General features: G+C 69.5%; 11 protein-coding genes. All 11 read left to right on the top strand.

Going from position 1 to position 13,716, the window contains the following annotated elements; genetic code table 11:
- The first annotated feature begins 7 nt into the window (after positions 1-7).
- The 11 genes from BMY35_RS01030 to BMY35_RS00980 all read left to right on the top strand — a co-directional run bounded on the left by BMY35_RS01030 (position 8) and on the right by BMY35_RS00980 (position 13,702).
- Positions 8-1,036, top strand: coding sequence for an aldo/keto reductase (locus tag BMY35_RS01030; RefSeq protein ID WP_093195585.1), 1,029 nt, complete (start codon positions 8-10; stop codon positions 1,034-1,036).
- Positions 1,033-2,274 carry an SfnB family sulfur acquisition oxidoreductase gene (locus BMY35_RS01025; RefSeq protein WP_093195138.1) on the top strand — a complete coding sequence of 414 codons (1,242 nt, stop codon included), beginning with the start codon at positions 1,033-1,035 and terminating at the stop codon, positions 2,272-2,274. The genes BMY35_RS01030 and BMY35_RS01025 overlap by 4 nt, the downstream gene beginning before the upstream one ends.
- Before the next feature lie 390 nt (positions 2,275-2,664).
- The gene (locus BMY35_RS01020; protein ID WP_093195137.1) at positions 2,665-3,432 is read left to right on the top strand and encodes a response regulator; all 768 of its coding nucleotides are present in this window, start codon (positions 2,665-2,667) and stop codon (positions 3,430-3,432) included.
- Between the two features lie 117 nt (positions 3,433-3,549).
- Positions 3,550-4,902 carry an LLM class flavin-dependent oxidoreductase gene (locus BMY35_RS01015; RefSeq protein WP_093195136.1) on the top strand — a complete coding sequence of 451 codons (1,353 nt, stop codon included), beginning with the start codon at positions 3,550-3,552 and terminating at the stop codon, positions 4,900-4,902.
- Between the two features lie 185 nt (positions 4,903-5,087).
- Positions 5,088-6,299: an acyl-CoA dehydrogenase family protein gene (locus BMY35_RS01010; protein ID WP_093195135.1), complete on the top strand. Its 1,212-nt coding sequence runs from the start codon at positions 5,088-5,090 to the stop codon at positions 6,297-6,299.
- Positions 6,300-6,365: 66 nt separating this feature from the next.
- Complete coding sequence (locus tag BMY35_RS01005; protein WP_093195134.1) at positions 6,366-7,379, top strand: ABC transporter substrate-binding protein; 1,014 nt, start codon at positions 6,366-6,368, stop codon at positions 7,377-7,379.
- Positions 7,380-7,386: 7 nt separating this feature from the next.
- Entirely contained in the window at positions 7,387-8,187 is an 801-nt protein-coding gene (locus BMY35_RS01000) for an ABC transporter ATP-binding protein (RefSeq protein ID WP_093195133.1), read from the top strand.
- Positions 8,184-9,092, top strand: coding sequence for an ABC transporter permease (locus BMY35_RS00995; protein ID WP_093195132.1), 909 nt, complete (start codon positions 8,184-8,186; stop codon positions 9,090-9,092). Before BMY35_RS01000 ends, BMY35_RS00995 begins: the two co-directional genes overlap by 4 nt.
- Positions 9,079-10,767: an amidohydrolase gene (locus BMY35_RS00990; protein ID WP_177213550.1), complete on the top strand. Its 1,689-nt coding sequence runs from the start codon at positions 9,079-9,081 to the stop codon at positions 10,765-10,767. Before BMY35_RS00995 ends, BMY35_RS00990 begins: the two co-directional genes overlap by 14 nt.
- The gene (locus BMY35_RS00985; RefSeq protein ID WP_093195131.1) at positions 10,764-11,930 is read left to right on the top strand and encodes an ABC transporter ATP-binding protein; all 1,167 of its coding nucleotides are present in this window, start codon (positions 10,764-10,766) and stop codon (positions 11,928-11,930) included. The genes BMY35_RS00990 and BMY35_RS00985 overlap by 4 nt, the downstream gene beginning before the upstream one ends.
- Positions 11,927-13,702: an ABC transporter permease subunit gene (locus BMY35_RS00980; RefSeq protein ID WP_093195130.1), complete on the top strand. Its 1,776-nt coding sequence runs from the start codon at positions 11,927-11,929 to the stop codon at positions 13,700-13,702. The genes BMY35_RS00985 and BMY35_RS00980 overlap by 4 nt, the downstream gene beginning before the upstream one ends.
- Positions 13,703-13,716: the final 14 nt, after the last annotated feature.

Raw genomic sequence — 13,716 nt, 5'->3', positions numbered from 1 at the left:
GAGCACCATCGACTATCGCCCCCTCGGCCGCAGCGGCATCCTCGTGTCGCCGCTGACGCTCGGCACCATGATGTTCGGCGGCCAGACCGACCGCGCCACCGCGCAGCGCATTGCCGACCGGGCTTTCGAGCAGGGCATCAACTTCATCGACACCGCCAATGCCTACAACAAGGGCGAGTCGGAAACGGTGGTGGGCCAGCTCGTGGCGCCCAACCGCAACCGCTGGGTGCTGGCGACCAAGTTCGCGAACCCCGACCCGGACATCGCCGGCCCCAACAACAGGAGCACGGGGCGACACGGCATCGTGCAGTCTGTCGAGGCCAGCCTGAAGCGCCTGGGCACCGACCACATCGACCTGCTGTACCTGCACCGCGAAGACCGCGCCACGCCGGTGGCCGAGACCGTGCGCGCACTGGGCGACCTGATCCGCACGGGCAAGCTGCGCAGCTACGGCCTGTCGAACCACAGCGCCTGGAAGATCGCGGAATTCAGCCGCACGGCCGACGCCCTGAACGTGGACCGGCCGGCGGCGAGCCAGCCGCTCTACAACCTGGCCAACCGGCAGGTCGAGGCCGAGCACCTGCCCGCGGCCGAGTACTACGGCGTGGGCGTGGTGTCTTACAGCCCGCTCGCGCGCGGCGTGCTCACAGCCAAGTACGAGCCCGGCAAGGCGCCGCCGCCCGGCACGCGCGCTGGCCGCGACGACAAGCGCATCCTGCAGACCGAGTGGCGCGCCGAGTCGCTGCAGATTGCCCAGCGCGTGAAGGAGCACGTCGAGGGGCGGGGCATCACGCCCGGGCAGTTCGCGCTGGCCTGGGTGCTGAACAACCGGCTGATCACGTCCGCCATTGCCGGCCCGCGCACGCTGGAGCAGTGGGAAGACTACGTGCCGGCGCTGCAGTACCGCTTCAGCGACGAAGACGAGGCGCTGGTCGACGCGCTGGTGACCACCGGCCATTCGTCGCTGCCGGGCTTCAACGATCCGAGCCATCCCTTCTTCGGGCGGCTGCCGCGGCATCGCGTGGCTGCCTCATGAATGCCGTGCTCGCCTCGGTGACCAAGCGCCAGCAGCCCGCCCACCGCACCGCGCGCGCCGTGCAGGCGGCGCAGGTGCTGCGCTCCGATGCGGAAGTGCTCCAGGCCGCGCGCCGCATCGCCGGCCTGATCGCCGAAGGCTCGGCCGAGCGGGACCGCGATCGCATCCTGCCCGAGCCGGAGCTCGACCTGGTCTCGGGCGCGGGCCTGTGGGCCATGAACGTGCCGCGCGAACATGGCGGCGCGGGCGTGTCCTATGCCACGGTGGCGCAGGTGTTCGCGATTCTTTCCGCGGCGGATGCGTCCATCGGCCAGATCCAGCAGAACCACAACAGCGCGGTGTTCTGGCTCTCGACCATAGGCACCGCCGCGCAGAAAGACTTCTTCCTGGGCGAGATCGTGCGCGGCTGCCGCTTCGGCAATGCCAACACCGACGCGCCCGGAAAGCAGGGCGTGCAGCCCACCGTCATCGCCCGCACCGCGCGCGGCCACGTGCTCAGCGGCGAGAAGATCTACGCCACGGGTGCGCTCTTCGCGCACTACGTCACCGTCATCGGCCAGAACGAGGCAGGCGAGAAAACGGTCGCCGTCATTCCAGCCGGCACGCCCGGCCTCTCGATCGAGGACGACTGGCAGAGCTTCGGCCAGCGCACCACCGCGAGCGGCCGCGTGCGGTTCGACCGGGTCGAGCTGCCGGACCTGTGCGTGCTGCCTATCCACCGTGCCTACAGCGAACAGGCCATGGGCGCCGTCTCGCAGCTCAGCCATGTGGGCATCGACCTGGGCATCGCGCAGGCGGCGTTGGACGACACGGTGCGCTTCCTGCGCGGGCACTCGTCGATAAGCCAGCCAGAGAGCTCGCCGCGCGCGGTAGTCGACCCGCTGGTCATCGTGCAGGCCGGGGAAATCCAGATCCGCATCCATGCCGCCGAAGCCATGACGCAGCGGGCGGGCCTAGCGGTGGATGCGGCAATCGCCGAGCCCGACAGGGCGCTTCGGGCGGCTGCGTCGCTGGCCGTGGCCGAAGCCAAGGTGCTTACTTCGGAGGTGGCGCTGCTTGCCTCGAGCAAGCTCTTCGAGCTGTGCGGAACGCGCTCGGCGCAATCGCCGCACGCCTTCGACCGGCATTGGCGCAATGCACGGGTGCACACGCTGCACGATCCGGTGAGGCACAAGTACACCGTGGTGGGCGACCACCTGCTCAACGGCATTCTTCCGGAGAGTGCCGGAGCGCTCTGATCGTCTCTGCCGTGCGGGAAGATGGGCAGCCGCGCGTCGCGAATCGACGGCTTCTTGCGTGATGCTGCCCGTCGCTAATCCTCCGGATAGACGCCGCTTTGGCTGGGCGATCTTCGACTGTGCGAGAGCAAGAAAAGCGCTCAGGCTGGCGCTCCCGAGGCCGTTAATGGATTAGATCAATCAATGCAGCCGGCCCTATAAATCAAAGTTCTTCGCATGGCCTTGTGGCCGATGCCGAACTTGATGAATCGAGCCGGTTTCCATGATTTTGCATTTGATTTTACGCAAGACCGAGGGGTCTGCCGGGGTGGAAGGGGAGAAGACGGGCTCGGGAAGCCAGTGCCATCGAGGTTCATGCCGCCTCATCCGGCGCGGCAAGGAGGCGCTCCGATGACAGGCCGCCATCGCCCCGACGCGATCGCGGTCGTCGACGACGACCCCCGGTTGCGGCAACTGATCGGCGGCTATCTCTCCCAGGAGGGCTACGAGGTCTTCGAGGCCGAGAACGGCAGGTCGCTCGCGTCGATCCTGCTTCGCCGTGCCATCGACCTCATCGTGCTCGACGTGCTGTTGCCGGGCGAGGACGGCCTTTCGGTCTGCCGGCGGCTGCGCGCCATGGGCGTACGCACGCCGATCATCATCCTCAGTGCGAAGGGCGAGGACGCGGACAAGATCGCCGGCCTGACGATGGGTGCGGACGACTATGTCTGCAAGCCGGTCAATCCACGGGAGCTTCGTGCACGCATCCAGGCGATCCTGCGGCGCAGCTCTCCGAGGGAAGAGCCGGGCGGCCCCTCGATCGCGAACGAGATCGTGCGGTTCGGGCCCTTCGAGTTCAACCTTGGCACGCGCACGCTCCGCAAGGGCGACCGGATCCTCGGCATCACGACCGTCCAGATCGCGATTCTCAAGGTGCTCGTGCGGCATACGGGCCAGCCGCTGTCGCGGGAGAAGATCGCCCAGGTGGCGCGTGGACGCGAGCTCGGCGCCTACGATCGCAGCCTGGACGTGCAGGTCTCCAGATTGCGCAGGCTTCTGGAAGACGGGGCGTTCTCCTATATCCAGACGGTCTGGGGCGTGGGCTACATGTTCGATCCCAGCGGCAGGGAAGGCGTTGGGCGGCACCTGCAGGCGAGCGGCGAGGCGGCTTCCTGGTAGTGCCGGTGCCGCGCGAATAAGGAAGCGCGGAATTCTTCTTTGGCGCGGCCGCCGCGGCGGTCTAACGTGGCGTGCTTTGCGGCACGCCAGATGCCGTTCATTCCAGCACGGCATCTCATGAGTCAACGCAAGCTGCGCCTCGGCGCCTTCATCATGGCCACCGGCCATCACGTGGCCGCATGGCGCCATCCGGGGTCGCAGGTCGATTCGGGCGTCAACATCGATCACTACATCGAGGTCGCCAAAACCGCCGAGCGCGGCCTGTTCGACCAGGTGTTCGTGGCCGACACGCCCGGCGTCGGCTTCCACGGCGACGAGGAAGCCTTCAGCCGCCAGGGAAGGGTGTCCTACTTCGAGCCCGTGACGCTGTGGGCGGCGCTGTCGGCGGTGACGCGACACATCGGCTTCGTCGCGACTGCCTCGACCACCTACGAGGATCCCTTTCTCCTGGCCCGCAAGTTCGCTTCGCTGGACCATCTCAGCAAGGGGCGCGCGGCCTGGAACGTGGTGACCACCAGCGCGGACAACGTCCACGGCAACTTCGGCCTCGACAGGCACCCCGACCCGGCCTCGCGCTACGAGCAGGCGCATGAGTTCATCGACGTGGCCAAGGGCCTGTGGGACAGCTTCGAGGACGACGCGTTCCAGCGCGATCCGGTCTCGGGCAAGTACTTCGACCCTGCCAAGCTGCATGCCCTTGACCATTCGGGCAAGTACTTCAAGGTCGCTGGCCCGCTCAACCTGGAGCGGCCGCCGCAAGGCTATCCGGTGATCGTGCAGGCCGGCTCGTCGGAACCCGGGCGCGAACTCGCGGCCGCGTCGGCCGAGGCCATCTTCACCGCCTGGACCAGCCTGGCCGAGGCGCAGGCGTTCTATCGGGACGTGAAGGGGCGGCTGGCCAAGTACGGCCGCAGGCCCGAGCAGCTGCTGGTGCTGCCCGGCATATCGCCGGTGATCGGCCGCACGCAGGAGGAGGCCGAGGCCAAGTGGGCGAAGCTCCAGGGCCTGATCCATCCATCCGTGGGCCTGAACACGCTGCACACCTTCTGGCCCGGCGAGGACCTGTCGACCTGGGACCTCGATGCGCCGCCGCCCTACATCCCGGAGCCGCCGCCGGGGCGCAACAGCCGCGCCCACGTGGTGCTGGAGCTGGCCCGGCGCGACAGGCTCACCGTGCGGCAGCTCTACGAATACCTCGCCGGCGCGCGCGGCCACTGGGTGGTGGTCGGCACGCCGCAGACCATCGCGGACAGGATGCAGGAATGGTTCGAGAACGGCGCGGCCGACGGCTTCAACGTCATGCCGCCGGTGCTGCCTGAATCGCTGGAAGAGTTCGTGGACCTCGTGATCCCCGAACTCCAGCGCCGCGGCCTTTTCCGCACGGCATACGAAGGCCGCACCCTGCGCGAGAACCTCGGGCTGGAGCGACCCGTCAACCAGTTCTCCGTGAAGGGGCGGAAGGTCGCGTGACTGCGGCAGCTTCGTCCCGTCGCAGGCAGAGGCTGCACGAAGCCCCCTGAACGACGGTCAGCGCAATAACGGGATTCGCATTTGGTCATGCGGATTCCTTCGTTCTGCATGCGAACCTTCGTTCCTAGACTCGATGGCTCCCTTGTCGAGCGGTTCCCTCGCTCCTTGAAGCCGGGTGGAATCCCTTGTCATCTTCTCCCTCCCCATCTCCCGCCGATCCCTTCGATGAAGACTTTGGTGACCTCACCCCGACCGTCCAGGCGCTCGCCGCCTCGCTGGCAGCAACGGCCGCCGCGCGCGACCGGGCCGGCGGCACCGCGCTGGCCGAGCGGCAGCTGCTGCGGCAAAGCGGGCTGCTGACGCTCGCCATTCCCTCTGCCTTCGGCGGGCAGCAGGCGGCGTGGCCGCTGATCTTCCGCATCCTGCGGCGGCTCGCGCAGGCCGACAGTTCGCTCGCGCACCTGTTCGGTTTCCAGCACCTGCAGGTGGCGAGCGTCCTGCTGTTCGGCTCGCAGGAGCAGCAGGCGCGCTACCTGGGCCAGGCGGTGGAGCACCGCTGGTTCTGGGGCAACGCCGTGAATGCGCGCGACACGCGGCTTACTGCCACGCGCACGCCGCAGGGGCTGGAGATCGACGGCATCAAGGGCTTCTGTTCGGGTGCTTCCGATTCGGACGTGCTCAATGTCTCCGTCACCCTCGGCCCCGAGCCCACCGACCGTGTCTTCGCCGTGGTGCCGACCTCGCGCGCCGGCATCCGCGTGCACGATGACTGGGACAACATGGGCCAGCGCCAGACCGACAGCGGCAGCGTTTCCTTCGAGCGCGTGCAAATTGCGCACGACGAGGTGCTAGGCCCGCCCGGCGTGGCGTCGAGCCCGCGCGCGACGCTTCGCAACCTGATCGGGCAGATCGTGCTCACCGAGATCTATCTCGGCAATGCGCTCGGCGCGCTGCGCGAGGCCATCGGCTACCTGCGCACGCAGACGCAGCCGTGGCCCATGGCCGGCGTGACGCGCTCCGAGGACGACCGGATGCTCCAGCTGCGCGCCGGAGAGATGTGGTCGAGCCTGCGGGCCGCCACGGCGCTTTCGAACCTGGCCAACGAACGTTTCCAGCAGGCTTGGGAGCGCGGCAGTGAACTGACAGTCGGCGAGCGCGCCGCACTGGCCGTGGAGGTGGCCTCCGCCCGCACCCAGGCCGGCCGCGTGGCGCTGCAGGTGACTTCGCAGATCTTCGAACTCGTGGGCGCGCGCGGCACCGCGGCGCGGCACGGCTTCGACCGCTACTGGCGCAACGTGCGCGTCCACACGCTGCACGACCCGCTCGACTACCGGCACCAGAGCATCGGCGCATGGCTGCTGGCGGGCGAGGCGCCCAACCCATACGGCTACGGCTGACGGGGCGCCGCGCAGTTTCCCTTTCCTTTTCCTCCCGTTTTCTTCCGCTTCTTTCCGGATATCCGCATGACACGTTCGCACTCCATCGACCGCCGCCAGTTCGGCCTCGGCCTCGCAGGCCTGGCGCTCGGCTCCTCCGCCTGGGCCCAGCAGGCCGGCGCCGAGAAGATCGTGGTCGCCGAAAGCCAGGGCTTCAGCTGGGCCATTCCTTACCTCGTCTCCAGCAAGAACTACTGGAAGAACCACGGCATCGAGGCGACCACGCTGCAGTTCACCTCGGGGCGGCTGGCCTTCGACGCGGCCGTGGCCGGCAAGGCGCAGTTCGCCACCTCAACCGACAGCGTGGTGGGCCTGGCGGGCGCCAACGGCGTGCCGGCGGTCATCGTGGCGGAGTTCTCGCGGCTGTCCAGCGGCATGGTGGTCGCGGCCCGCACCGACCGCGGCATCCAGACCGGCGCGCAGCTCAAGGGCAAGCGCGTGGCCACCACCATCGGCACCAGCGGCCACTACTTCCTGAGCCGTTTTCTCTCGCTGCACGGCCTTGCGCTGAAGGACGTGACGCTGGTCAACCTGCGCGGCCCCGATGCCGTCACCGCCGTGACGCGCGGCGACATCGATGCCTTCGCCTGGGGATGGGACTCCGGCCAGAAAGCGGTGGCCGACAGCGGCGGCAAGGTCAGGCTGCTGGACGACACCGGCCTGGAGAAGGTGTTCCTGAGCCACTACGTGCTCACGGCCAGCGAAGCGCTGGTGCAGGGCAAGCCCAAGCTGGTCGAAGCCGCGGTACGCAGCCTGCTGGACGCCGAGAAGTTCTACCGCGCCCAGACGACGGACGCGATCGCGCTGGTCGCTGAGCGCACCAAGGCCACGGTGGAAGTCACGAAGGCCGGGCTGGACACCGTCTCCGTCGGCGTGCGGCTGGACAACCGCCTGCTCGACGACCTGGTGCTGAACGCACAGTGGGCCGTCGAGGCCGGTCTTGCAACGCAGCCGAAGGAAGACCTGCGCACGCTCTACCGCAAGCTGATCTACGCCGATGCGCTGAAGGCGGCGGCCCCCGAGCGCGTGACGCTGGGCTGAGCCGGAGATGAATGCATCGGTGAAGGAAACGGGGGCGGCGGGCCGCCCGGCCGTGAGCATCCGCGACGCGTCGAAGCTCTATGCGTCTTCGGGCGGTGAGCTCAACTGGGCGATGACCGGCGTGAACCTGGATATCGGCGAGGGCGAGTTCGTCTGCGCCATCGGCCCGAGCGGATGCGGCAAGACCACGCTGCTCAACACCATCGCGGGCTTCATCCAGCCGACCACGGGCTCGGTCGTGGCCGGCGGGCAGCCCGTGACCGGCCCCGGCGCCGACCGTGGCGTGGTGTTCCAGGAATACGCGCTGTTCCCGTGGCTCACCGCGCGCCGCAACATCGAGTTCGGCCTGAAGATGCAGGGCCTGGACGCACCGGCGCGGCGCGCCCGTGCCGAGGAACTGCTGGCGCTCACCGGCCTTTCGCACGCGGCCGGACGCTATCCCTTCGAGCTTTCGGGCGGCATGCGCCAGCGCATCGCGGTGGCACGCGCGCTCGCCACGCAGCCCAGGGTGCTGCTGATGGACGAGCCCTTCGCCGCCATCGACGCGCTCACCCACACCAGCCTTCAGCGCGAGCTGCTTCGCATCTGGCAGGAACTGCGGCTCTCGGTCTTCTTCATCACGCACAACATCGAGGAGGCCGTGTTCCTCGCGCAGCGCGTGGTGGTGATGAGCGCCCATCCGGGCCGCATCCGCGAGATCGTCGACATCGACCTGCCTTACCCGCGCAACCGGGCCGACCCGGCCTTCGGCGCCCTGTACGAGCGCATCAGTGCGGCCTTTGCGCAGAACGAGGAGGCAACGGCATGAGCGCCGCGCTGAACGACCTGCGCGAGCTCGGCCCGAGCGAGGAGGAGGGCGCGACGACACACGCCGCCGACGACGCGCGCAAGCTCGCCATCGAGCGCGACTTCCGGCGCGAGCAACTCGCGCAGCGCCGTCGCGGGCGCCGCCGGCAACTGCTGCTGGGCGTGATCGGCGTGATCGCCTTCCTCGCGGCCTGGGAGATCGCGCCGCGCGTGGTTCCCGGCATCAACACGAAGATGTTCCCGCCGCCGTCGCAGGTGGCCGGCGTGTTCGTGGAGATGACTTTCCGCACCGGCGAGATCTGGCCGCACGTGGGCGCGAGCCTGCTGCGGGCGCTGTGGGGGTTCCTGCTCGGCGCCTCCTGCGGCATCGTCGCCGGCGTGCTGACGGGGCGCAGCGCGACGCTGCGGCAGCTCACCGATCCGGTGCTGCACGGGCTGCGCGCCATTCCGGCCATTGCGATCGTGCCGCTGGCCATCGTGTGGTTCGGGCTCGGCGACCTGTCGAAGGTCATGCTGATCGCATGGGGTGCGTTCTTTCCGGTCTGGGTCAACACCTTCATCGGTGTGCGCGACATTCCGGTGGTGTACCTGCGCTCGGCCGCGGCGCTCGGGGCCGGCCCGCTCGCGACCATGGTGCAGGTCGCGCTGCCGGCGGCGCTGCCCTTCGTCTTCGCGGGGCTGCGACAGGCCACGGCCGTCTCCTTCGTGGTGCTGGTGGCGGCCGAGCTCGTGGGCGCGGAGCAGGGGCTGGGCTTCCTGATCTCGTTCGCGCACCTGGTCTTCCGGGTCGACATCATGTTCGTCGGGCTGCTGTTCCTGGGCGCCATCGGCTTCCTGGCGGACCAGCTCTTCGCCTGGCTATTGCATCGCTTCTTCCCTTGGTATGGCGCCGATGCCCGGCGCTGACCTGATCCTCGAGGGCGGACAGGTCCTCACCATGGTGCCCGGCGCGGCGCCGGCGCAGGCCGTGGCGCTCTCGGGCGACCGCGTGCTCGCGGTCGGCAGCAACGCGGAGGTGGCGCGCACGCGCGGCCCGGAAACCCGCGTGATCGACCTCGACGGCCGCACGCTGGCGCCCGGCCTCATCGACGCCCACGCGCACATGGAGCGCGAAGGGCTCAAGACTTTGCGGCCGAGCCTCGCGCATGCCTGCAGCATCGCGGACGTGCTGGCCGTGGTCGCAGCCGAGGCCGCTCGCAAGCCGCCGGGCAGCTGGATCGTCACCATGCCCGTGGGGCAGCCGCCGTTCTACTTCGGCGGCCCATCGAACCTTGCCGAGGGGCGCATGCCCGATCGCCACGAGCTCGATGCCGTGGCGCCGGACCATCTCGTCTACATTCCGGGCCTGTTCGGCAACTGGGGCGTGCCGCCGGGGCACAGCGCGCTCAACAGCCGCGCGCTGGCGCTGCACCGCATCGACGACGCGACCTGCCCGGACTGCAGCGGGCTCACCATCGAGCTCGGTTCCGACGGGCAGCCGAACGGCGTGATCGTCGAGACCAACAAGCGCCCGCTGGTCGAGTTCTCCATCCTCACGCAGGTGCCGGCTTTCGGCTTCGAGGACCGGCTCGAAGGGCTCAGGCGCTCGCTGCCGCTTTATCACGCCTTCGGCACCACCAGCATCTACGAGGGCCACGGCTCCTCGCCCGAGACCATCGCGGTGTACCGCCGCCTGTGGGAGGAGGGCGGCCTCACGATGCGCACGCGCCTGTGCGTGAGCCCGACCTGGTCTAACGTGCAGGAGGCTCGCCTCGCGATGCGCGACTGGCTCTCGTATGCGCGCGGGCGCGGCACGGGCGACCCGATGCTGTCGGTCAGCGGTGTCTACATCGGGCTGGGCGGCGACAAGGCCGCTGCCGGCGCGGTTCGTCGCGCGCTGCCCAACACAGGCTGGATGGGCTTCGTCGAGTGGGCCAACCGCATCGAGGATTTCAGCGACTACGCATGGCTTGCAGCCGAGCACGACCTGCGCGTGCACAGCGTGGTGGTCGACCGGCTCGCCGAGGTGCTCGACGTGTTCGAGGCCATCGACGCGCGCTTTCCGCTCGCGGGGCGGCGCTGGGTGGTCGAGCACGTGGGCTACGTCACTGCCGAGGACATCGCGCGCGTGCGGCGGCTGGGGCTCATGGTCACGAGCATTCCGTTCTACATGCTGTGGAAGAACGGCGCCTCGCGGCTTTCCGACGAGGCGCGGCAGGAGCAGTTCCTGCCGCAGCGCGCATTGCTCGAGGCCGGTCTGCCGCTGGCGGCCGGCAGCGACAACATTCCGGTGAGCCTCTTCACCGCAGCCTGGGCTTCGGTCGCGCGGCAGGAGCGCACCACGGGTCGCGCCATCGGCCCCGGCCAGGCGCTCGAGCGGCTGCAGGCGCTGCAGACCGTCACGCGCAACGGCGCCTTCCTCAGCTTCGAGGAGGACCGCAAGGGCACGCTGGCACCGGGCCGTTGGGCCGACCTCGCAGTGCTCGATGCCGATCCGCTCACCGCGCCCGTGGACGCGCTCGCGCACATCCGCGCGGAGCTGACGCTGGTCGGCGGGCGCGCGGTCCACGGCCAGTCCTTCCTGCAGGCACAGTCTTCATGAGTTCCATCGGCACCGACATTCCCTTGCGCGGGCAAACCCTGCGCACCGCAACCGCAACAGCGCGCGACGGTGCGCCCGCGCGCGCGGCCTCCATCGGCAGCGCCATCTCGATCCGCGGCCTGAGCAGGCGCTTCGGCCGCTTCACCGCGGTGGACAACGTCGACCTGCAGATCGAACCCGGCGAGTTCATCACGCTGCTGGGCCCGAGCGGCAGCGGCAAGACCACGCTGCTGGGCGCCATCGCGGGCTTCGCCGAAGTGGACGCGGGCGACATCCTGGTCGACGGCCGCTCGGTACGCGGAGTGCCGCCGCACCGGCGCGGCTTCGGCATGGTGTTCCAGCACTACGCGCTGTTCCCGCACATGACAGTGGCGCAGAACGTCGGCTTTCCGTTGCGCATGGCGGGCCTCGGCCGCGCGGAAAGCGCACGGCGAATCGGCGAAACGCTCGAGCTGCTGCACCTGGGCGACTACGCCGAACGCCTGCCCGCGCAGCTCAGCGGCGGGCAGCAGCAGCGGGTGGCCATTGCGCGCGCCATCGTGCGAAGGCCGCCTGTGGTGCTGATGGACGAGCCGCTGAGCGCGCTAGACCGGCGCCTGCGCGAGGCGATCCAGATCGAGATCCGCGCGCTTCATCGAACGCTCGGCACCACCATCGTCTTCGTCACCCACGACCAGGGCGAGGCGCTGGCGCTGAGCGACCGCATCGCGGTGCTGGACCAGGGCCGGATCGTGCAGGTCGGCACGCCCGGCGCGCTGTATCGGCAGCCGGGCAGCGAATTCGTGGCGCGCTTCGTCGGTGAATCCAACGTGCTCGACGCCCGCGTGCTGCGGATACAGGGCGAGGAGGTCGTGCTGCAGTCCGGCGATGCGCACCTGTTCGAGGCGCGCCATGCCGGCGCCGCGCTGGCGCCCGGCCAGCAGGTCAAGGTGCTGGTGCGGCCCGAGCGCGTGGCGCTGGTGGCACCGGGCACGCCGGGCGCGTTGGCCGCCACGGTCGAATCGACAGTGTTCCTCGGCGAGATCCTGCGCATCGATGCCGCGCTGTCCTCGGGCGACAGGGTGCAGGTGCGCTGCCTCGATCCGCGCGATGCCCGGCTGCCGCTCGCCGGCGAAGCCGTGCACCTGGCCTGGCATGCGGGCGACGCGTGGGTGCTCGCGTGAGCACGGCGGCGGCAGCCCCGGCCCGGCCGGCCCTGTCCGCGCGGCTCGACCTGCGGAACCCGGCATGGCTGCTCGCGCCGGTGCTGCTGTTCTTCGCGTTCTTCTACATCCTTCCGCTGGTCGACCTGCTGCACCTGAGCGTCGCGGGCGAAGCCGGGCTCTCGTACTACGCGCGCGTGTTCGAGGTGCCGCTGTACCGCGATTCGCTGCTGCGCACCTTCGGTATCGCCGCCGCAGTGGCCGCGTTGTGCGCGCTCTTCGGCTACCCGACGGCGCTGCTGATCCACCGCGCGCGCGGCACCTGGAAGCTGGTGCTGACGGCGGCCGTGGTGCTGCCTTATTTCATCTCGGTGCTGATCCGCACCTACTCGTGGATGGTGCTGCTCGGGCGCAACGGGCCTATCAACAAGCTGCTGCTCGCACTGGGCCTGGTCGACGCGCCGCTGCCGCTGATCTTCAACCGCGCCTCGGTGCTGATCTCGATCAGCGCGGTGCTGCTGCCGCTGCTGGTGCTCACCGTGGGCGGCAGCCTGGCGCGCATCGACCCGCTGGTGCAGCGCGCCGCAACGGCCAGCGGGGCAGGGCCGCTCGCGGTGTTCTGGCGTGTGCTCTTCCCGCAGACGCTGCCCGGCCTGCTCGCGGGCGTGCTGCTGGTCTTCATCTCGGCGCTGGGCTTCTTCATCACGCCTTCGCTGCTGGGCGGCCCGGCCGACCAGATGTTCGCGATGCATATCACGCAGCAGGCCGACTTCCTGGCCAGCGGCGGCTTCCTGCAGGCGCTGGCGGCGGTGCTGCTGGCGGTGACCTTGCTGGTTGTCGTGGTCGCGGCACGCTTTCTCGGGCTGGAATTCATCTGGGGCGGCCAGCGCGCGGGCAAGTCGCCGCGTGAAGCGGCGCACGGACGGCGGTCGTCGTGGCGGCACGCTGTGCTCGAACGCGCGGCCGACCTGTTCGGCTGGCCGCTGCTGCGCGCGCTCGGCCTCGTGCCGTCGTGGCTCGGACGGCTGGTGTCGGGCGGGCTGGCGGTCGTGGCGTACGCGACCTTGCTGCTGCCCATCGTGGTGGCGGCTCTCATTTCGTTCAGCGACTCGGCCTACATGCGCTTTCCGCCGCCGGCGTATTCGTTGCGGTGGTACGAGAAGTTCCTGTCCGATTCGGCCTGGATGTCCTCGCTCGGCACATCCGTCGCGGTCGGGCTGCTCGCGACAGCGATCTCCGTCGTGCTGGGCACGGCCGCCGCGTTCGGGCTGGTGCGATCCTCGCTGCCGGCCAAGTCGGCCTGGATGACGCTGCTGGTGAGCCCGATGATCGTGCCCGGCGTGGTGCTCGGCCTGTCGCTCTACAGCCTGTTCCTGCGGGCCGATCTCGCGGGCAGCGTGACCGGGCTCGCTGCGGCGCACGCCATCGGCGGCATACCGCTGGTCCTGGTGATCGTCGCGGCGAGCCTGCAGGCGGTGGACGCTCGCCAGGAGCAGGCGGCGGCGGTGCACGGTGCCTCGCCGTGGCGGGTGTTCCGCTTCGTCACGCTGCCGGCCATTCGCCCGGGCGTGCTCGCGGCGTCGTTCTTCGCGTTCCTGCATTCCTTCGACGACCTCGTGCTTTCCATGTTCCTGAGCGGTGCGCGCATGACGACGCTGCCGCTGCGGCTGTGGGGCAACGTCAACTACAAGCTCGACCCGGTGCCGGCGGTGGTGGCGACCTTCGAGGTCGCGCTGATCGTCGTCGGCCTGTTCTTCGCGCGCTCCGCATGGGCTGCACGCCAGCGGCGCTGACCGCCGAATTCCTT

This window comes from Variovorax sp. YR750 (assembly GCF_900109805.1).
In the GTDB taxonomy this organism is placed as follows: Bacteria; Pseudomonadota; Gammaproteobacteria; order Burkholderiales; family Burkholderiaceae_C; genus Variovorax; species Variovorax gossypii.
Note: the sequence above shows the minus strand (reverse complement) of the source record. Positions and strands in the feature narration are given on the sequence as shown.